General features: G+C 74.0%; 19 protein-coding genes. 10 read left to right on the top strand and 9 right to left on the bottom strand.

The window, feature by feature from the left end; genetic code table 11:
• Window positions 1–25 precede the first annotated feature (25 nt).
• A complete protein-coding gene (locus ACWEQO_RS11765; RefSeq protein WP_452981717.1) occupies window positions 26–688 on the top strand; it encodes a transcriptional regulator in 663 nt (220 codons plus the stop codon).
• A 42-nt stretch (window positions 689–730) separates the two neighbouring features.
• Here ACWEQO_RS11765 and ACWEQO_RS11760 read toward each other — a convergent pair whose 3' ends face one another.
• From ACWEQO_RS11760 to ACWEQO_RS11745, 4 genes are all read right to left on the bottom strand, one after another.
• Complete coding sequence (locus ACWEQO_RS11760; RefSeq protein ID WP_361458843.1) at window positions 731–967, bottom strand: DUF6213 family protein; 237 nt, start codon at window positions 965–967, stop codon at window positions 731–733.
• 25 nt (window positions 968–992) lie between these two features.
• Window positions 993–2,378, bottom strand: a complete 1,386-nt coding sequence (locus tag ACWEQO_RS11755; protein WP_452981714.1) for an NADP-dependent succinic semialdehyde dehydrogenase — start codon at window positions 2,376–2,378, stop codon at window positions 993–995.
• A gap of 77 nt (window positions 2,379–2,455) precedes the next feature.
• Window positions 2,456–2,929, bottom strand: coding sequence for an NUDIX domain-containing protein (locus ACWEQO_RS11750; RefSeq protein ID WP_452981711.1), 474 nt, complete (start codon window positions 2,927–2,929; stop codon window positions 2,456–2,458).
• 122 nt (window positions 2,930–3,051) lie between these two features.
• A complete protein-coding gene (locus ACWEQO_RS11745; RefSeq protein ID WP_452981708.1) occupies window positions 3,052–4,038 on the bottom strand; it encodes an NAD(P)/FAD-dependent oxidoreductase in 987 nt (328 codons plus the stop codon).
• A gap of 77 nt (window positions 4,039–4,115) precedes the next feature.
• On the opposite strand from ACWEQO_RS11745, the gene ACWEQO_RS11740 reads away from it, so the two are divergent.
• From ACWEQO_RS11740 to ACWEQO_RS11715, 6 genes are all read left to right on the top strand, one after another.
• Entirely contained in the window at window positions 4,116–4,688 is a 573-nt protein-coding gene (locus ACWEQO_RS11740; protein WP_452981705.1) for a helix-turn-helix domain-containing protein, read from the top strand.
• A gap of 94 nt (window positions 4,689–4,782) precedes the next feature.
• Window positions 4,783–5,760, top strand: coding sequence for an NADPH:quinone oxidoreductase family protein (locus ACWEQO_RS11735; protein WP_452981702.1), 978 nt, complete (start codon window positions 4,783–4,785; stop codon window positions 5,758–5,760).
• Window positions 5,757–6,938: an acyl-CoA dehydrogenase family protein gene (locus ACWEQO_RS11730; protein WP_452981699.1), complete on the top strand. Its 1,182-nt coding sequence runs from the start codon at window positions 5,757–5,759 to the stop codon at window positions 6,936–6,938. Before ACWEQO_RS11735 ends, ACWEQO_RS11730 begins: the two co-directional genes overlap by 4 nt.
• The gene (locus tag ACWEQO_RS11725) at window positions 6,935–8,098 is read left to right on the top strand and encodes an acyl-CoA dehydrogenase family protein (RefSeq protein WP_452981696.1); all 1,164 of its coding nucleotides are present in this window, start codon (window positions 6,935–6,937) and stop codon (window positions 8,096–8,098) included. Before ACWEQO_RS11730 ends, ACWEQO_RS11725 begins: the two co-directional genes overlap by 4 nt.
• Window positions 8,099–8,288: 190 nt before the next feature.
• Entirely contained in the window at window positions 8,289–9,152 is an 864-nt protein-coding gene (locus ACWEQO_RS11720) for a phosphatidylinositol-specific phospholipase C/glycerophosphodiester phosphodiesterase family protein (protein WP_452981693.1), read from the top strand.
• A gap of 103 nt (window positions 9,153–9,255) precedes the next feature.
• On the top strand, window positions 9,256–9,450 hold the full coding sequence (locus ACWEQO_RS11715) for a hypothetical protein (RefSeq protein ID WP_361458825.1): 195 nt from the start codon (window positions 9,256–9,258) through the stop codon (window positions 9,448–9,450).
• Window positions 9,451–9,481: 31 nt separating this feature from the next.
• Here the strand turns inward: ACWEQO_RS11715 and ACWEQO_RS11710 are convergent, their stop codons facing one another.
• From ACWEQO_RS11710 to xylB, 3 genes are all read right to left on the bottom strand, one after another.
• Window positions 9,482–9,880: a luciferase domain-containing protein gene (locus ACWEQO_RS11710; protein ID WP_361458823.1), complete on the bottom strand. Its 399-nt coding sequence runs from the start codon at window positions 9,878–9,880 to the stop codon at window positions 9,482–9,484.
• Window positions 9,881–10,061: 181 nt separating this feature from the next.
• Complete coding sequence (locus ACWEQO_RS11705; RefSeq protein WP_361458821.1) at window positions 10,062–11,297, bottom strand: ROK family transcriptional regulator; 1,236 nt, start codon at window positions 11,295–11,297, stop codon at window positions 10,062–10,064.
• Window positions 11,298–11,363: 66 nt separating this feature from the next.
• The gene (gene xylB / locus ACWEQO_RS11700; protein ID WP_361458819.1) at window positions 11,364–12,845 is read right to left on the bottom strand and encodes a xylulokinase; all 1,482 of its coding nucleotides are present in this window, start codon (window positions 12,843–12,845) and stop codon (window positions 11,364–11,366) included.
• A gap of 114 nt (window positions 12,846–12,959) precedes the next feature.
• On the opposite strand from xylB, the gene xylA reads away from it, so the two are divergent.
• Complete coding sequence (gene xylA / locus ACWEQO_RS11695; RefSeq protein ID WP_452981688.1) at window positions 12,960–14,126, top strand: xylose isomerase; 1,167 nt, start codon at window positions 12,960–12,962, stop codon at window positions 14,124–14,126.
• A 428-nt stretch (window positions 14,127–14,554) separates the two neighbouring features.
• Entirely contained in the window at window positions 14,555–14,878 is a 324-nt protein-coding gene (locus ACWEQO_RS11690; protein ID WP_452981685.1) for a hypothetical protein, read from the top strand.
• Between the two features lie 44 nt (window positions 14,879–14,922).
• Here ACWEQO_RS11690 and ACWEQO_RS11685 read toward each other — a convergent pair whose 3' ends face one another.
• Together ACWEQO_RS11685 and ACWEQO_RS11680 are read right to left on the bottom strand one after the other, a co-directional pair.
• Window positions 14,923–16,242: an SWIM zinc finger family protein gene (locus ACWEQO_RS11685; protein WP_452981682.1), complete on the bottom strand. Its 1,320-nt coding sequence runs from the start codon at window positions 16,240–16,242 to the stop codon at window positions 14,923–14,925.
• Window positions 16,239–19,271 carry a DEAD/DEAH box helicase gene (locus ACWEQO_RS11680; RefSeq protein ID WP_452981679.1) on the bottom strand — a complete coding sequence of 1,011 codons (3,033 nt, stop codon included), beginning with the start codon at window positions 19,269–19,271 and terminating at the stop codon, window positions 16,239–16,241. The genes ACWEQO_RS11685 and ACWEQO_RS11680 overlap by 4 nt, the downstream gene beginning before the upstream one ends.
• Before the next feature lie 272 nt (window positions 19,272–19,543).
• Between ACWEQO_RS11680 and ACWEQO_RS11675 the strand changes: the two genes are divergently transcribed.
• Complete coding sequence (locus ACWEQO_RS11675; protein WP_361458809.1) at window positions 19,544–19,726, top strand: hypothetical protein; 183 nt, start codon at window positions 19,544–19,546, stop codon at window positions 19,724–19,726.
• The last annotated feature ends 190 nt before the right edge of the window (window positions 19,727–19,916 follow it).

Here is a 19,916-nt window from a genome sequence, read left to right as displayed (position 1 = left end):
GCCGACCGACGCGACGGAGGCCGCGATGACGCGCACGGCCGGGGAACTGCTGGAGACGATCACGCGGGAACTGGCCCCGGACCCGCGGTCCAACCCTCTCGTACCGCTGATCGCCCGTGGTGAGGCCGACCGGGACACCCTGGCCGCGCTCGCCCTCGAGCAGCAGCGGGTGATTCCCGCGGACCGCCGGGCGTTCCGGCATCTGGCGGACCGGTCCGCGGACCAGCCGTGGGCCGCCGCGTACTTCACCGCCCTCGCCGAGGGCGAGGAACTGGCGGCGCCGCGGCTGGACGCCTTCGCCGCGGCGTGCGGCGTGGGCGGCGACCGGGCGGGGTCGTACGACCCCCTGCCGGGCTGCCAGGCGTATCCCGCCTACATCGCCTGGCTGGCCCTCAACGCCGCGCCCGCCGACGCCGTCCTCGCGGTGACCGCCAACTTCTCGGCGTGGGGCGGCTACTGCGCCACCATCGCCGAGGCGCTGCGCACCCACTACGGCTTCACCGACGAGGCCTGCGCGTTCTTCGACTCCTTCGCCGAACCGGCCCCGGTCCTGGACCGGACGGCCACGGAAGCGGTCCAGGCCGCCCTGGACGCGGGCCGCCTCGACGAGGACCGTGCCCGGGAGTACGGTCATCTGCTGCAGAGCTACGAGGCGTTGTTCTGGAGGACGCTGCTGCGGCCCGTCTGACCCCGCTCGACGGGGATCGACGGCCTCACACCGCCGTACCGCTCAGGGCGCGCTCCCACTGCTGTGGGCGATGCAGGCCACGTCGATCCGGTCGGCCAGCTTCGCCAGCTCGATCGTGAGCGCGGCCACCGTGTCCTCGTCGAGCCGGTCCTCCCCGGCCTCCACGAGCCGCAGCCACCGCCCGCCCACCGTGCGCAGCAATTTGCTCACGTCCGCCGCGGAGACCTGCAGGGTACCGCGGTCGTCGACGATCAGAGGCAGAGTCACTTCGCGGTTCACAGTCGGGATCGTAGTCGTGGGAACGTCACGCACCGTGCCAAACCGTGGTGATGTTGCAGAACTCGCGGATTCCGTGCCCGGACAGCTCACGCCCGTACCCGGACCGCTTGACCCCGCCGAACGGGAACGCCGGATGGGACGCTGTCATCCCGTTCACGAAGACGCTGCCCGCCTCCAGATCCCGGACGAACCGGTCGACCTCGGCCTCGTCACGCGTCCAGACGTTCGAACTCAGGCCGAACGGCGAGTCGTTGGCGATCAACACCGCCTCGTCCAGGTCCGCCGCCCGGTACAGCGTGGCGACCGGGCCGAAGGCCTCCTCCCGGTGGACGCGCATCTCCCGGGTGATCCCGGTCAGAACGGTCGGCGGGTAGTACCAGCCGGGCCCGTCGGGCCGCTCACCACCGCACAGCACGCCGGCCCCGGCGCGTACGGCGTCGTCGACCAGTTCCTCCAGGTCGGTGCGGCCCTGCTCACTGGAGAGGGGGCCGACATCCGTCTCCTCGTCCATCGGGTCGCCGGTCCGCAGGGCCCGCATGCCCGCGGTGAAGCGTTCGGCGAAGGCGTCGTGGACGTCCGTGTGCACGATGAAGCGTTTGGCGGCGATGCAGGACTGCCCGGTGTTCTGCACCCGCGCGGTGACCGCGACCTCGGCGGCCCGGTCCAGGTCCGCGGAGGGCATGACGACGAACGGGTCGCTGCCGCCCAGTTCCAGCACCGTCTTCTTGATCATCTCCCCGGCGGTGGAGGCGACCGCCCGCCCCGCGGGTTCGCTGCCCGTGAGGGTGGCCGCCTTGACCCGCTCGTCCCGCAGGATCTCGTCGACCGCGGCGGACCCGACGAGCAGCGTCTGGAAGCAGCCCTCGGTGAAGCCCGCCCGGTGGAACAGGTCCTCCAGGTACAGAGCCGTCTGCGGCACGTTCGAGGCGTGCTTGAGCAGGCCCACGTTGCCGGCCATCAGGGTGGGCGCCGCGAACCGTACGACCTGCCACAGCGGGAAGTTCCACGGCATCACGGCGAGCACCGGGCCGAGCGGCCGGTAGCGCACCAGGACCCGGGAGGCGCCGGAGTCCTTCACGTCGGAGGCGTCGGGTTCCTCGTCGGCGAGGAGTTCCGCCGCGTGATCGGCGTACCAGCGCATCGCCTTGGCGCACTTGGCGGCCTCGGCCCGGGCCTGCCTGACCGGCTTGCCCATCTCGGTGGTCATCACCCGGGCGATGTCCTGCCGGTCCTCGTCGAGGAGGTCGGCGGCCCGGTGCACCAGGCGGGCACGCTCCTCGAAGGACGTCGTCCGGTACGTGCGGAACGTGGCCTCCGCGAGCTGGAGCCGGCGCTCGATCTCCTCCTCACCCATGGCCTGGTACGTCTTGAGCGTCTCGCCGTTCGCCGGATTCACCGTTGCGATGGGCATGGCTGGCCTCCCTCGGGACGGGCTGTGCTTCTCGACCTTCCCGCGCCGCGGTGGGCGTCGCAACGCGGAAGGGCTCCTCAGAGCTCTCGGAGCGAGTGCTCCGCCAGGCGGTCGAGAAACTCCGTCTGCGCCGTGACGACCACCTCCCGGGCCCGGTCCAGGGCGAGCCACTCCACCCGGTCCAGCTCGGGGAACTCCCGGATCCGGCCCGACCTCGGCGGCCACTCCATCTCGAACGTGCCGGGCACGACCGTCGCCGGGTCGAGGTCGGCCTCGACCGCCCAGACCGTGACGGCCTTGCCGCCGGACTGCCGGACCTCACCGAGCGGTACGGCCTCCCCGTCCGGGGGCGGCAGCCCCAGCTCCTCCCGGAACTCGCGGCGGGCCGCGTCCCAGGCCGGCTCGCCGGGGCCGTACTCGCCCTTCGGCACGGTCCAGGCGCCGGCCTCCCGGCGGGCGAAGAACGGGCCGCCCATGTGACCGAGCAGCACCTCGAGCCCGTGACCGGTGCGCCGGAAGACCAGCAGACCGGCGCTCCGGGTCCCCTTCACGGCCGTGCCCCGGGGTGTGCGGAGAGCAGCGCCCGAACCGTGTCCGCCCCCTGAAGGCGCTTGTCCTCGCGGGAGCGGACCACGCGGGTGAGGCGGAGGGCGGGGCCCATGCGGCCATGGTGCTACGGAAGCGGGCGCCCCACACCCCGGCCGCTCGGTGCCCGTCCGGTCACCGCGGCGTCCAGATCGGTCATCAGCAGATCCCCGACGATCGCGGCCGCCGCGCGGTAGCCGCCGCTCGCCGCGTGCACCACCTGCTCGGAGAAGCCGATCGCGTTGCCCGCCGCCCAGACCCCGGGCACCGAGGTCAGACCGGTCGGGTCGACGACCGGGTACGCGCCGAACGGGGTCTCGTCCAGTTCGGCGCCCAGCCGCTCCAGCAGGCTCGTCCGCGGCACCGGGCGCGGCCCGACGAAGAGCACGGAGCGGGCGTGGACGGAACCGTCGGCCAGCCGCACCCCGGTGAGCCGGTCGTCCTCGACCACCAGTTCCGCGACCTCGCCGGGCACCACGTCCACCCCGGCGGCGGCCAGCCGGCGCAGGTCCTGGTCGGACAGCTCCGCCTCGGCGACCCGGTGCAGGAAGAAGGTGACGTCCTTCGACCACCGGGACACCAGCAGCGCCTGGTGCACGCTCATCGCGCTCGACGCGAGCACGCCGAACGGCTCGTCGCGCACCTCCCAGCCGTGGCAGAACGGGCAGTGCAGCACGTCCCGCCCGAACCGCTCGGCGACCCCGGGGACCGCGGGCAGCTCGTCCTCCAGCCCGGTCGCGACGACCAGCCGTCGGGCGCGCACGGTGGGTCCCGCCTCCAGCACGACGGTGAAGTGCTCCTCCTCCTCGGTGACGTCCGTGACCCGGTCCCGGCGGAGCCCCACGCCGTAGCGGGCGATCTCCTCCCGGCCGAGCGCCAGGAAATCGGCCGGTGGGATCCCGTCCCGGGACAGATAGCCCTGCATGTGGGCCGAGGGCGCGTTGCGCGGCTCACCCGCGTCGACGACCAGCGTCCGCAGCCGCGCCCGGCCCAGCACCAGCGCGGCGGACAGCCCCGCCGCCCCGCCGCCCACCACGACCACGTCGTGGTGGGTGTCCTCGTAGGTCTCGTCCATCGTGACCACCTCCACGACGACGGTCGCCCAGTGGCTGCCGGATTGACAAACGGCTTTGCCGATCCTGCAATGTCGGTATGACCACGGATGACGTTCTCGCGGATGTGGGCCCCCGGCTGCGGCGGATCAGGAAGGAGCGGGAGGTGACGCTCGCCGCGCTGTCCGAGGCGACCGGCATCTCCGTGAGCACCCTCTCCCGGCTGGAGTCCGGACTGCGCAGACCCAGCCTGGAGCTGCTGCTGCCGATCGCCCAGGCCCACCAGGTGCCGCTGGACGAACTGGTCGGCGCGCCGCCGGTCGGCGATCCGCGCGTCCGCTCCAAGCCGATCCGGCGCCACGGCCGCACCCACTGGCCGCTCACCCGCCAGCCCGGCGGGCTCCAGGCGTACAAGGTGCTCGAACCGCAGCGCAGGCTCGAGCCGGAACCCCGCACCCACGAGGGCTACGAGTGGCTGTACGTGCTGTCCGGCAGGCTGCGGGTGGTGCTCGGCGAGCACGACGTGGTGATGACGGCGGGGGAGGCGGCGGAGTTCGACACGCGGGTGCCGCACTGGTTCGGGTCGACGGGGGAGGGGCCGGTGGAGTTCCTCAGCCTGTTCGGCCCGCAGGGGGAGCGGATGCACGTACGGGCACGCCCCAAGCGGCCGTGACGCACGCGACGGTTCCCTGTCGGCAAGCGACCGCTTAGTATGCGGGGGACCCGGTCAGGCGAACACGACGTTCACAGTCCCGTGGAGGCTCCGCATGCAGGCATGGCAAGTGCACGAGATCGGTGAGCCGGGCGAGGTCATGCGCCTCGCGGAGGTGGCGCGGCCGGCCCCCGGCGACGGCCAGGTCCTGCTGAAGGTGCGCGCCGCGAACATCAACTTCCCGGACGCGCTGATGTGCCGGGGCCAGTACCAGGTCAGACCGCCGCTGCCGTTCACCCCGGGCCTGGAGATCTGCGGTGAGACCGAGGACGGACGCCGGGTGATCGCCAACCCCGTGCTGCCGTACGGCGGGTTCGCCGAGTACGCCGTCGCGGACGCCGCCGCGCTGCGGGACGCCCCGGACGCGCTGGACGACGCCGAGGCCGCAGCCCTGCACATCGGCTACCAGACCGGCTGGTTCGGGCTGCACCGCAGGGCCGGCCTGGAGGCCGGCGAGACCCTGCTCGTGCACGCCGCGGCGGGCGGTGTCGGCAGCGCGGCCGTGCAGCTGGGCAAGGCCGCGGGCGCCACCGTCATCGGCGTGGTCGGCGGCGCCGCGAAGGCGGCCGTCGCCCGGGAACTGGGCTGTGACGTGGTGATCGACCGGCGTGAGCAGGACGTCATCGCCGCGGTGAAGGAGGTCACCGGCGGCAGGGGCGCCGACGTGATCTACGACCCGGTCGGCGGTCAGGCCTACGCCCAGTCCGCCAAGGTGGTCGCCTTCGAGGGCCGCATCGTGATCGTCGGCTTCGCCAGTGGCACGATCCCCAGCCCGGCGCTGAACCACGCCCTGGTGAAGAACTACTCGGTCCTCGGCCTGCACTGGGGCCTGTACAACACCAAGAACCCCGAGCTGGTCCGGCACTGCCACGAACAGCTCACCGACCTGGCCGCACGCGGTGCCGTCAAGCCGCTGGTGAGCGAGCGCGTGCCGCTCGCCGGCGCCGCCGAGGCCGTGCAGCGGGTCGCGGACGGTGTCACCACCGGACGCGTCGCCGTGCTGCCCGTACCGCAGAACGGAGCAGCGGCATGACCGACGCCACCGAACTGAGGGGCCGCATCCGGGAGTTGCTGGCCGCACAGCCTCCCGCCGGCACCGACCGCCTCGACTTCCTGCGCGCCCGCTTCGACGCGGGCCTCGCCTGGGTGCACTACCCCGAGGGGCTCGGCGGACTCGGCGCCCCCCGCTCCCTCCAGGCCGTGGTGGACGCCGAGCTGGAGGCGGCCGGGGCGCCCGACAACGACCCGCGGCGCATCGGCATCGGCCTGGGCATGGCGGCGCCGACGATCCTGCAGTACGGCACGGAGGAGCAGAAGCGGCGCTTCCTCCGCCCGCTGTGGACCGGCGAGGAGGTCTGGTGCCAGCTGTTCAGCGAGCCGGGCGCCGGATCCGACCTGGCCGCCCTCGGCACCCGGGCGGTCCGTGAGGGCGAGGACTGGGTGATCGACGGGCAGAAGGTGTGGACCTCCAGCGCGCATCTGGCCCGCTGGGCCATCCTCATCGCCCGCACCGATCCGGAGGCGCCCAAGCACCGGGGCATCACCTACTTCGTCTGCGACATGACCGACCCCGGCGTCGAGGTGCGGCCACTGCGCCAGATCACCGGCGAGGCCGAGTTCAACGAGGTCTTCCTCACCGGCGTCCGCATCCCCGACTCGCACCGCCTCGGTGAGGTCGGCGACGGCTGGCGGGTCGCGCAGACCACGCTCAACAACGAACGCGTCGCCATCGGCGGCACGCGGCTGCCCCGCGAGGGCGGCATGATCGGCCCGGTCGCGAGGACCTGGCGCGAGCACCCCGAACTGCGCACCCACGACCTGCACCAGCGCCTGCTGGAGCTCTGGGTGGAGGCCGAGGTCGCCCGGCTCACCGGCGAACGCCTCCGTCAGCGGCTCGCGGCCGGCCAGCCCGGTCCCGAGGGCGCCGGGATGAAGCTGGGCTTCGCCCGCCTCAACCAGCAGATCAGCGGTCTGGAAGTGGAACTCCTGGGTGCGGACGGCCTGTTGTACGACGACTGGACCATGCGCCGCCCCGAACTGGTCGACTTCACCGGCCGCGACGCCGGCTACCGCTACCTCCGCTCCAAGGGCAACAGCATCGAGGGCGGGACGAGCGAGGTCCTGCTGAACATCGTCGCCGAACGCGTCCTGGGGCTGCCGTCCGAGCCGCGTACCGACAAGGACGTCGCGTGGAAGGACCTTGCTCGATGAACACGACGAACACCACGGACACCACGGACACCGCGGACACGAGCAGCACGACGAACGTGACGCCCCTGGCGGACCCGCAGCCCGACCTGCTCCACTCGGAGGAGGAAGAGGCGCTGCGCGCCGCCGTCCGGGACCTGCTCACCGACCACTGCGACGCGGCCGGGGTGATCTCCCGCATCGAGTCGGACACCCCGCACGACCTGGCCCTGTGGAAGTCGCTCGCCGACGGTATGGGCCTGGCCGGCCTGCTGGTGCCCGAGGACCGCGGCGGTCAGGGCGCCACGCACCGGGAGGCCGCCGTCGTACTGGAGGAGCTGGGGCGGGCCGTCGCCCCCGTGCCCTACCTGAGCAGCGCCGTCGTGGCCACCGAGGCGCTGCTGGCCTGTGCGGACGGGGAGGACGTCCTGGCCTCCCTGGCGTCCGCGCGCCGGATCGGCGTCCTCGCCGTCGGGCTGCACACCGCGCCCGGCGCCTCCTTCGCCACCGCACGGGCGGTGGACGGCGCGCTGCACGGCGAGTTGACCGGCATCGCCGACGCCGCCGTGGCCGACGTGCTGCTCGTACCGGCGGACGACGGCGGGCTGTACGCAGTCGAGGCGGACGCGGCCACCGTCACCATCACCGGGCAGACGTCCCTGGACCTCACCCGTCCCCTCGCCACGGTCGTCCTCGACGGCGCCCGGGGACGCCGGCTGGGCGACGCCGAACCCGCCGTGCGACGGGCGCTGCGAGCCGGCGCCGGACTGCTGGCCTCGGAACAACTCGGTCTCGCCGAATGGGCGTTGACGGAGACCGTCCGCTACCTGAAGGACCGCAGGCAGTTCAACCGGCCCGTCGGCGGCTTCCAGGCGCTCAAGCACCGGCTCGCCCAGCTGTGGCTGGAGGTGGTCAACCTCCGCGCTGCGGCCCGCAACGCCGCCGCCGCCCTGTCCACCGGCCGGGATGCCGATGTGGCTGTCGCCGTCGCGCAGGCCTACGCGGGACAGGTCGCCGTCCACGCCGCCGAGGAGGCGCTGCAACTGCACGCCGGCATCGGTATGACCTGGGAGCATCCGGTCCACCTGTACCTGAAGCGGGCCAAGGCCGACTCCATCGCCTACGGCACGGCGGGCGCCCATCGCGCGGCACTGGCCGAACTGGTCGACCTCCCGGCGCCCTGAGGAACCGTCACAGGTCCGGCCCTGCTCGAAGGAGCCCGCCCCGCACGGGGCGGGCTCCTTCGCGTACCCGGCCCCGGTGAGGTGAACGCGCGGCGGCGGATCGGCCAACTCCCCGCACAGCACTGCTCTTCGGGCGAGTGCCGCCCCCATACTCCAGTGGTCCCGTACGGCACCTCCAGGGAGGCAGAGCATGGCCCTCACCACCCGTCGCAGAGCCCTCAGCACCCTCGGCGCCGCCTTCGCGGGCTCGGTGGCGCTGCCCGCCGCCGAGGCGACGGCCGCTGAACAGAGCCACCACCCGCGTCCGTTGCGGCGCGCCCACGCCCACAACGACTACGAACACCCGCGTCCCCTCCTCGACGCACTCGACCACCGGTTCGGCAGCGTCGAGGCCGACATCTTCCTCGTGGGCGGCCGGCTCCTGGTCGCCCACGACCCCGAGGACCTCGACCCGTCCCGCACTCTCGAGTCCCTCTACCTCGACCCGCTCACCGCCCGGGTGCGGGCCCGGCGCGGCTCGGTGTACCGGGGGTACCGGGAGCCGTTCCAACTCCTCGTCGACATCAAGACCGAGGGCGCGTCCACCTACCTCGAACTCGACCGCCGCCTGCGCCGGTACCGGCACCTGTTCACCACCTGTGTCGACGGCCGAGTGCTGCCCGGGCCGGTCACCGCCGTCGTCTCCGGAGACCGCGCGGCCCGCGCGCCCATGGAGGCCCAGCGGGTGCGGCACGCCTTCTACGACGGCAGGCTGACCGACCTCGGCGGGCCGGCCCGGTCCTCTCTCGTCCCGCTGATCAGCGACAACTGGACGCTGCACTTCACCTGGCGGGGTGTCGGCGCCTTCCCCGCCGCCGAGCGCCGGAAACTGAGGGACATCGTGGGCACCGCGCACGCGCGCGGGCAGCGCGTGCGCTTCTGGGCCACCCCGGACCAGCCGGGCCCCGCCCGGGACGCCCTGTGGGGCGAACTGGCCGCCGCCGACGTCGACCACCTCAACACCGACGACCTGGCGGGACTGGAGTCCTTCCTCGACGCGTACCGCCCGCGGTAGACACCACACGTTCGGAGGACGGGTCAGCCGCCCGGACGAACCCTCCGCTACGCCACACTTGCGGCCGAACGCCGCGAAGCGGACGTGGCGGAGGAGGTTGACGATGGCCGTTTCCATCTCTGTGGTGCTGCTGCTCGCGGTCCTGGCGGTGATCTTCCTGCGCAACGGCGGACTGAAGCTCTCCCACGCTCTGGTCTGTCTGCTGCTCGGGTTCTGTCTGGCCAGTACGAGCATCGCCCCCACCATCCACAGCGGTCTGACCGCGACGGCGGACATCGTCAGCGGTCTGCGGCCGTAAGCCCCGGGGCCCACCGGACGACCCGGCTTCCTCAGCGTTCGGTCACCGCGTCGCGCGGCAGCACCGTGACCCGGTGGAAATTGCACCCGGCGGTCGCCGGTGGGCAGGAGGGGGGCGGTGGAGCCTGGTGGGCCTTGAGCGCGACGCTCACCAGGCTCAGCAGCAGGTCGACGTCGGTGGCGCAGTCCAGATGCACCGTCACCCAACTCGACCCCGGGGTCAGCTGGATCGCGGTCGAGGCGTTCAGGTCGTAGTGGAAGCGCTGGATGGCGCGGCGGGTCAGATGGAGGTCGACGTCCCGTTCGGAGTGGAAGTGGACGATCTCTTCGCGAGCGGAGCGGAGGGCCTGTCCGGTACCGCAAGCTGCCTTGCAGGCGGTGAGGTCGGGCCAGGTCCGAAGTAGCTCCATGGCTCGCTGCGCCGGTTTCATGGCCTCATAGTGACCTGCTCATCGTGCGGCAACCAGTAGTTGGGCGTTTCGTAATCGATCGGTGAGGCGGCGCGCCCCTCACGATGATCACATCGTGACAGCGGGCCACTCCGTGACCGCTCACGGTACTCCCGTCCTCGTGCGGGGCAAGGCCCGGGACCGGCGCCCGGGGCAGGCGGGCTCAGACCCTCCCGGCGACCGCGGCCGGGTCGTCCAGGACCCCCCGGACCACCGAGTGCGCCGCGCCCAGCAGGGGACCCTCGGGGCCCAGGGCCGACACCGAGACGGGGCAGGCCGGGCCCGCCGTGCGCCGGGCCAGTTCGGAGCGGAGCGAGGGCAGCAGCCAGGGCGCGAGCCCGGACAGCGCGCCGCCCAGCACGACACTCTCCGGGTCCAGGAGGTTGACCGCCCCGGTCAGTGCGATGCCGAGCGCCGTTCCCGCGTCGTGCAGGGCGCGCCGTACGGCGGGGTCGCCCTGTTCGGCGCGGCCGGCGAGCAGGCCCACGCGGTCCTCGCCCGGTTCCACGCCGGCGGCGCGCAGCACCGCCCTCTCACCGGCGTACTGCTCCAGGCAGCCGCGTCCGCCGCAGCCGCACTCCGGGCCGTCGGGCCGTACCGGCACGTGTCCCAGCTCGCCCGCGAAGCCCCGGGTTCCGTGCAGCAGCCGCCCGTCCACGACCACGGCGGCGCCGATGCCGATCTCGGCCGACACATGGAGGAAGTCGCGCGGTGTGCCCTCGCCGAGCCAGAGTTCGGCCAGCGCGCCGCAGTTGGCCTCGTTGGCCACGGTCAGCGGGAACCGCGCCGGGAGCAGGGCGCCGAGATCGGTGTCGCGCCAGCCGAGGTTCGGCGCGCGTACGACGGTCCGGGCGTCCCGTGCCACCAGGCCCGGCACGGCCACGGTGAGCCCCGCCGGCCACAGCCCTTCGCCCTCGGCCTCGGCGACGACCCGGAGCAGGAGTCCGGTCAGTTCTTCGAGCACCGGTCCGGGGGAGCGGCCGCGGTTCGGGACGTGCCGTACCGCCCGCGCCCGGACCCGTCCCCGCAGATCGACCGCGCACACCGCGAGGTGGTCGACGCCGACCTCGGCACCGATCCCGGCCGGACCGCGCCCGCTGACGGCGAGCGCCGAGCCCGGCCGGCCCACGCGTCCGGGGCGCTCGGGGCCCAGTTCCTCCAGCAGGCCCGAACGGATGAGCTCGTCGACCAGGGTGGACACCGCCGCCCGGGTCAGGCCGATGCGGGAGGCGACGGCGGCCCGGGACAGCGGCCCCTCGGCGCTGACGGTGTGCATCACCCGCGAGAGGTTGCGGCGGCGCATGCCCTGCTGGGTGTCGGGCAGTGTGCGTCCCGGGCCGGGCGGGGGCGGCACCCGCCCCGAACCGGCCGGGCGGGCCTCGTGCAGCGGTGCGCTCATGCCTCCGTCAGTCCTCGTCGGTTCCGTCATGGTGCGGGCCGGGGCCGGTGTCCGCCGGCGAAGGCCTCAGTCGGTGTCCGTGCCCCGCTCCAGGAGCGGGGCCGCGTCGGAGAGTACCCCGGCGATCCTGGCCAGCGTCTCCTCGTCCCGCTCCACCGGCTCCAGCACCGGCCCCGCCGCCGTGTCCCAGCGGCGGGCGACCGCGGCCGGGTCCTCCCCGGTGAGCAGGCCGGCCGCCTGCGCCGCCGCACCGAGCGCCACCAGTTCCCGCGCCTCGGGCACCTGCACGGCCCGGCCCGAGAGCCGTCGTACGGTCTGCTGCCAGGCCGCGCCCCGGGAGCCGCCGCCGATCAGCAGCAGGGGCGCCGACGGGTCTGTGCCCTCGCCGTCCTGGCCGTCCTTGCCCTCCTGGCCGTCCTTGCCGAGGACGCGGTCGAGCGCGCCGAGCAGGGAGTGCACGGCGCCGTCGTAGGCGGCCTGGAGCAGCTGACCGCCGGTCGTGTCATGGCGCAGCCCGTGCAGCAGGCCGGACGCGTTCGGGAGGTTGGGGGTGCGTTCGCCGTCGAGGAAGGGCAGGAGCGTGATGCCGCGGCCCGGTTCGACGGCCTCGCGGTCCAGCCCCAGCAGGGTCGCCACCCGGTCCACGGCGAGCGTGCAGTTGAGCGTGCAGGCGAGCGGCAGCCAGTCGCCGCGCGCGTCGGCGAAGCCCGCCACGATGCCGGTCGGATCGGTCGGCCGGCGCCGCGACACCGCGTACACCGTGCCCGAGGTGCCGAGGCTCATCACCGGGGTACCGGGCCGCACACCGAGGCCCAGCGCGGCGGCCGCGTTGTCCCCGGTGCCGCCCGCCACCAGGGTGCCCTTGGAGAACGGCAGGTCGGGGTGGGCGCGCACGGTCCCGGCCACCTCTCCGGACCGTACGACACGGGGCAGCAGCGCAGGGTCGAGCCCCACGTGGGCGAGGATCTCCTCGTCGTACGACTCGGTCCCGGAGGCCCACCATCCGGTGCCCGAGGCGTCGCCGCGGTCGGTGGTGCCCTGGCCGGTGAGCCGTCCGGTGAGGTAGTCGTGGGGGAGCCGGACGGCCCTGGTGGCACGGACCGCCTCCGGTTCGTGCTCCGCCAGCCAGCTCCACTTGGTGACCGTGAACGAGGCGGTCGGCACGCTTCCGGTGCGCTCGGCCCAGAACTTCGCGCCGCCCAGTTCCTCGGTCAGCCGGTGGGCCTGCGGCGCGGAGCGCACGTCGTTCCACAGCAGCGCCGGACGCACCGGCTCGCCCCGCTCGTCCAGGGTGACCAGCCCGTGCTGCTGGCCGCCGATCGACACCGCGGCGGCCTCGTGCGCCGCCTGCCCGCACTGGCGCAGGGCCTCGGAGAGGGCGTCCCACCACTGACGCGGATCGCTCTCCCGGCCCGCCCCCGAGGTCACCGTGTGCGGCGCCTGGCCGCTCGCGACGACCCGTCCGGTGGCCGCGTCGACGACCAGCGCCTTGGTGGACTGGGTGGATGTGTCCACGCCGACGACGAGCGGACCCTCGGCTGCTGACATCGGTTTCTCCCTCTTCCGCGGTTCAGCGGGTGTCTCTACTTCCCAGAGCTGCTCCCGCATACTAATTTGTAAATCGCCATGACGAAATAGTCGCAGCGAGCAAGGAGCCACGTCATGAACTACCGGCCCACCCCCGAGGACAAGTTCACCTTCGGTCTGTGGACCGTCGGCTGGCAGGGACGCGACCCGTTCGGCGACGCCACCCGGCGCGCCCTCGACCCGGTCGAGTCGGTGCAGCGCCTGGCCGAGCTGGGCGCTCACGGCGTCACCTTCCACGACGACGACCTGATCCCCTTCGGCTCGAGCGACAGCGAGCGCGAGGGGCACATCAAGCGGTTCCGGCAGGCGCTGGACGCCACCGGCATGAAGGTGCCGATGGCGACGACCAACCTCTTCACCCACCCGGTGTTCAAGGACGGCGCGTTCACCGCCAACGACCGCGACGTGCGCCGCTACGCGCTGCGCAAGACCATCCGCAACATCGACCTCGCGGTCGAACTCGGTGCCCAGGTGTACGTGGCCTGGGGCGGCCGCGAGGGCGCCGAGTCCGGTGCCGCCAAGGACGTACGGGTCGCCCTGGACCGCATGAAGGAGGCCTTCGACCTGCTCGGCGAGTACGTCACCTCCCAGGGCTACGACCTCCGCTTCGCCATCGAGCCGAAGCCGAACGAGCCGCGCGGCGACATCCTGCTGCCCACCGTCGGCCACGCCCTCGCGTTCATCGAGCGCCTGGAACGGCCGGAGCTGTACGGCGTCAACCCCGAGGTCGGCCACGAGCAGATGGCCGGGCTGAACTTCCCGCACGGCATCGCACAGGCGCTGTGGGCGGACAAGCTGTTCCACATCGACCTCAACGGCCAGTCCGGCATCAAGTACGACCAGGACCTCCGGTTCGGGGCCGGTGACCTGCGTGCCGCGTTCTGGCTGGTGGACCTGTTGGAGTCGGCCGGCTACAGCGGCCCGAGGCACTTCGACTTCAAGCCGCCGCGGACCGAGGACCTCGACGGGGTGTGGGCCTCGGCGGCGGGCTGCATGCGCAACTACCTGATCCTCAAGGACCGTGCGGCGGCCTTCCGTTCCGACCCGGAGGTGCAGGAGGCGCTGCGCGCGGCCCGTCTGGACCAGCTGGCGGAGCCCACGGCGGCCGACGGCCTCCAGGCACTGCTCGGCGACCGGTCGGCCTTCGAGGACTTCGACGCCGACACCGCCGCCGCGCGAGGCATGGCCTTCGAGCACCTCGACCAGCTGGCGATGGACCACCTGCTGGGCGCCCGGGGCTGAACCCGGATCACCCGGGGGCCGGGGCCCGGGACGGTGTGGGCACAGCCGGCGCGCCGCTTCGCGCGGCGGCCGAGCTCATACGGGGCCGCACGAGCCCGGCCGCCGCGCGGAGCACACCGCGGAGGCCGGGCCCGTGCCCCGGCTCCGTGTCGCATTCCGTGCGGGACGCTCGCGCCGGGAGCGCGTCCGAGGCGACCATGGCCGGTATGGCCAAGCCACCGGTACCGCCCCAGCCGCCCGGCCCGCCGGATGACACGCCGCCCCCGGGCGGCGGCTTCGGACCCCCCTCGTACGGCGGCGCATCTCCGCCGCCGGACCCGCCTCCGCCCGGTCCGCCTCCGCCCCCCGACCCGCCGCAGGGCCCGCCCGGGGGCGGAGGGGACGGAGGGGGACCAGGGCCCGGTGGGCGCAGGAACCTGCTGCTCATCGTGCTCGCGGCGATCGTGGCCGTGGCGGCCGTCTTCGTGGTCGTGCTGACGGCCTCGGGAGGCGACGACCCGCCGGACGAAGGCCCCGCCGGGAGCGGCACGGCCGCCCCCGGTTCGCCCGACCCGTCCCCGGGCGTCCCGTCCGAGCTGCCCAACGGTCCGGAGAGCCTGCTGCCGTCCGGTCTCCCCACCGAACTGCCGTCGGACTTCCCGAGCGAACCGCCCAGCGGTCTGCCGACCGAGCTGCCGAGCGGCGTGCCCAGCAATCTGCCGAGCGGGCTCGAATCGCTCCTCCCGCCCCTGGACGAGGCCGGGCTGCGCTGACCCGGGCCGGGCACGTACGCGGCGTCCGTCGGGGGAGGGCTGTTTCAGGCCCTTCTCCCGGAGCGGAGCTCCGCCCTCGCCGACGCCAGGGCCGTCGCCGGGTCCTGAGCGGCGCCTCCCGCCGGGACCCAACGGCCGCGCTCCTTGCGGTACGGCCACCAGCGGCCGTCGCGTCCCAGCCGCAGCTGGACCGGCGCGCCGACGACGGTCCAGCGGTTGGCGCGAGCCCGGAACACCGGCCGCTCGTACTCGTCGCCCTCGGCCCAGGCCGACTCGAGGGCCCCGCGCGCCCGGGCGAGCGCTTCGGCGTCCACCGTCCACTCCTCGTCGAGCACGGCTAGCGCCGCCGTACCACCCTGGCGCCAGGCCCGCACGGCCACGGCCAGACCCTCCCGGCCACGCCCCGAACCGGTGGCGAGCCGGTCCGCCACGGCGCGCGCCGGGTCACCGGCGGCCAGCCGCACCGCGTCCCGGGCCACCGTCGGCTCCGGCTCCACCGACTGCCGTTCATGCGACTGCCGTTCATGCCCGTCCCGGAGCGCCTCCGCGAGCAGGTGACGGGCCTGCGCGGAGGTCCGCGCGGCCAGGAACTCCAGGGCGGACGGGTCGATCCCGGCGGGGGGCGGCCCGTCCGTGTCCAGTGACGGCGGCACCCCCGGCGCCACGGGCAGCGGGGGAGCGGCGGGCAGCCCCGGCCGGATGCCGCCCACCGCGAACGCCTCGGCCGCGTCCACGCCCTCCGGGCGGGACCGCTTCTCCGTGCGGGTCCCGGCATGCGACCGGAGCGCGTCCAGCAGGGCCCGCTCACCGCGTCCCCGCAGCAGGAACAGGACGAACGGATCCTGGTCCAGCAGCAGGGCCACCTGGTAGCAGAGCGCCGCCGTGTGACCGCAGTGGTCCCAGGCCCCGCAGTCGCACTCCGGCTCCAGATCGCCCAGGCCCGGCAGCAGTTCGACCCCGGCCGACTCCGCGTCCTCCACCAGGTGCGGCGGCATCTCCCGGTCGAGCAGCGCCGCCACATGTCCGGCCCGTTCGACGGCCATGCCCAGAAAACGGTCCCACTGCTCGCCGGACAGCTCCTGGAGCAGGACGTCCGCCCGGTGCGCCGTGCGGTCGCGGTCCTGCACGACGGCCGTGATGCGTCCCGGACGGACGGACACCGCGCCGACCGCTCCCGCGCGGGCGAGCCTGCGCCCCGCCTTGAGCTGCCGGCCGTCCAGGGCCGTGTCCTCCAGCGCCGTCAGCCAGGCCCGGCCCCACCAGGTCCGCGCGAAACCACGCCCCCGCGCGGGAGGCGGTGCGGCGAACGTCCGCTCCGGCCCGGCGGCTTCACCGCCGGCCGCATCACCGTCGTACCGGCTCATCGTGTTCCCCCTCGCAGTTCCACCAGATCCGCCAGTTCGGCGTCCGTCAGTTCGGTGAGCGCCGCCTCCCCGGAGCCGAGCACCGCGTCCGCCAGTTCGCGTTTGCGGGCCAGCAGTCCGGCGATGCGGTCCTCGATCGTGCCCTCGGCGATCAGCCGGTGCACCTGCACCGGCCGGGTCTGGCCGATGCGGTACGCGCGGTCCGTCGCCTGCGCCTCGACGGCGGGGTTCCACCAGCGGTCGTAGTGCACGACGTGCTCGGCCCGGGTGAGGTTCAGCCCCGTGCCCGCCGCCCTCAACGACAGCAGGAAGACCGGGACCTCGCCGTCCTGGAAACGCCGCACCATCGCCTCGCGCTCGGCCACCGGAGTGCCGCCGTGCAGGAACTGCGACGGCACGCCCCGCGCGGCGAGGTGACGCTCCAGCAGACGGGCCATCCGCACGTACTGCGTGAAGACCAGCACCCCGGCCTCCTCGGCGAGCACCGTGTCGAGGAGCTCGTCCAGCAACTCCAGCTTCCCGGACCGCCCCGCGAGCACCGGACGGTCCTCCTTGAGGAACTGCGCCGGATGGTTGCAGATCTGCTTGAGCCCGGTCAGCAGCTTCACGATCATTCCCCGCCGCGCCATGCCGTCGGTGCCGTCGGCGCCGGAGATCTCGGCGAGGGCCTCCCGCACCACGGCCTCGTACAGCCCCGCCTGCTCCTGGGTGAGCGACACCGGGTGGTCCGTCTCCGTCTTCGGCGGCAGCTCGGGCGCGATCCCGGGGTCCGACTTGCGGCGGCGCAGCAGGAACGGCCGTACCAGCCGGGCCAGCCGCTCCGCCGCGGCCGGGTCCTGCCCGCCCTCCACGGCGTCCGCGTACCGCCTGCGGAAGGTGCCCAGCCGGCCGAGCAGGCCGGGCGTCGTCCAGTCCAGGACGGCCCACAGTTCCGAGAGGTTGTTCTCCACGGGGGTGCCGGTGAGCGCCACGCGTGCGCGTGCGCCGATGGAGCGCAGCTGCCGGGCCGTCGCCGCGTACGGGTTCTTCACGTGCTGGGCCTCGTCGGCGACGACCATTCCCCAGTCCACCTCGGCGAGCCGGGGAGCGTCCAGGCGCATGGTGCCGTACGTGGTGAGGACGAACTCGCCCTCGGCCAGGTCGTCCAGCGAGCGGCGCGCACCGTGGAAGCGGCGCACCGGCGTACCGGGCGCGAACCGTTCGATCTCCCGCTGCCAGTTGCCCATCAGGGAGGTCGGGCACACCACGAGGGTGGGACCGGCGGACGCGGGATCGGACTGCCGGTGCAGATGCAGGGCGATCAGGGTGACGGTCTTGCCGAGGCCCATGTCGTCGGCGAGGCAGCAGCCCAGGCCCACGGACGTCATGTGGGCCAGCCAGTTCAGCCCGCGCCGCTGGTAGTCCCGCAGGGTGGCGGCCAGAGCCGCCGGCTGTGCGACGGGCTGCTGCGCCTCGGGGTCGGCGAGGCGGTCCCGCAGGGCCGCCAGCCAGCCGGTGGGCCGCACCTCGATCCGGTGGCCGTCCACCTCCACCGAGCCGGTCAGGGCGGCCCCCAGCGCGTCGACGGGCCGCACCTCGTGGTCCTGGCGCGCGCGGGCGCGGAGCACCTCCCGAGGATCGAGCAGCACCCACTGGTCGCGCAGCCGCACGACGGGACGCTTGCTCTCCGCGAGCCGGTCCAGCTCCGCGCGGGTGAGCTGCCGGTCGCCCAGGGCGAACGACCAGTCGAAGGCGAGCAGCGCGTCGGCGGAGAGGAAGGACGGTCCCTGCGAGGCGTCCGCGACGCCGGTTTGCCCGGCGTGCCGCTCGTCGGCAGCGGGACCGATCTCCGCGCGGGTGGTCAGTTCGCGGGTCAGCTCCCTCGGCCAGTGCACGTCGACACCCGCGCCGGCGAGCGCCCTGGCGCCCTCACCGAGGAGCTCGGTGACCTCCTCGTCGACGAGCTCGACCGCGTCCGGCACGGTCGCCGACAGCAGGGGGGCGAGCGGGGCCCAGGCGCGGGCGGCGCGGCGGAGCGCGAGCAGCGTGTCCATCCGGGCGCGCGGTCCGAAGCCGCCGGCCGCGCCGTCTGTTCCGTATGCACCGTCTGTGCCGTGTGTGCCGTCTGTGCTGTCCGAACCGGCCGAACCGGCCGAGGGGGCCGCCCACACGTCGGCGGCGTCCGCGACGAGCGCGGGATCGCTCACACTGTGCACCTGGAGCACCACTCGGAACGTGGCGTTCGCGCCGTCGTCGTCCATGGTGCCGCTGTCCACGGCGCCGTCGTCCCGGGGGTCCGTGAGCCCCGTCAGGTCCGTGAGGCCGTGCACCTCGACGCGCAGCGACAGGCGTACGCCGGCGTCGTGGCCCGCGGCGACGTCGGCGGCCCAGTCGCGCAGTTCGGGCAGGTGCTGCCGCTGCGGCGCCGCGTAGGCGGGGGTGCCGGTGACGAGGGGAGCGGCGGGGGAGCGGGGCAGGGTGTCGGCGACCGCGTCGAGGAAGGCGCGCAGCAGCCGTTCGGGATCGGGCAGGCGCAGCGGCCCCGGGCCGCCCAGCGGCAGGGCGTGCGCCTCGGGCGGCATCGCGGCGGCCAGCCGGCGCACCGCCTCGACGTCCTCCGCGTCCAGCGGGCCGGTGCGCCAGGCGTCGTGGCCGGCCGGGGACAGCCCCGGCAGCAGCAGACCGCGCGCCACCAGAGCCAGGGCGTGCACGGCGGCAGCGCCCCAGAACACGGCGGCGGGGTGCCCTTCGTCGTGCCTCCGTGCCCGGGTGAGGACGGGCAGCGCGGCGCGCACCGGCAGCAGCGCCGCCGGGACGTCCACCGTCTCCACCCCGCTCTCGCCGGGAACGACGACGGTCAGCTCCTCGACCGACGCCGCGTCCACGGCGGGGGGAGCCGACCCGTCGGGCCGCCAGAAGGCGATCCGGCCGGTGCGGGCCGGGTCACCGGGTACGAACACGGCCGAACAGCGGGCCAGTTCGGCGTACTGAGCGGGAGCGTGCGGCGGGGGAGGCGGCTGCGCGACGATGACGGAGATCCCTTGTTTCATTGATTCATCAAACTTGACTAGTGGCGTCGGAGCCGCCGAGAGTACAGCACGGCCGGGGGCGACCGGGTATCCCTGGGCGGTGAACCGGGTCACCATGGACGCGCGATCGTGTTCCGTTCCGGGGCATCGCCGGGTCGCCGGGTCGCCGGTGGCTCTCAGGGAAGCCCGGGGGCGAATCTCAGGGACGTCTCAGGGTCGCGGCCGGAACCGCCGTGGGCGCGGGTCCGTTTTCACGACAGAGAGCGGCAACGGCCGCGAAGGAGGCGACACTCATGTCGAAGAACGCCAAGATCGCCGCAGGGGGTGCGGTGGCCGGGCTCATCCTGCTCATCTGGCTGCCCTGGTGGGCGGCGCTCCTGATCATCCTGGGAGTTCCGGCCGCCGCGTACCTCGCCCTGGACCCTTCACAGCGGAGCCGGCTGCGTCGTGTCTCGCGCAAGGAGCTGGGCCGCTGAGACCGGGGGGCGCGTCCGGCGGGCCGGAACCGGGTCAAGCCCTGGCCCCGGCCCGGTTCCGGGGCCGGCCGCTCCGAGCCCCGCCGGGCGTGCCCTCGGGCACCCGGTGGACCGCCGTGACCCTCACCGGACGTACGGATCCCGCGACACACAGTAGAGTCGAAGTCCGGTGGCAGGAGGGGGCGGCGCG

The organism is Streptomyces sp. NPDC004051 (genome assembly GCF_053604275.1).
This window is presented reverse-complemented; position numbering and strand designations above follow the sequence as displayed.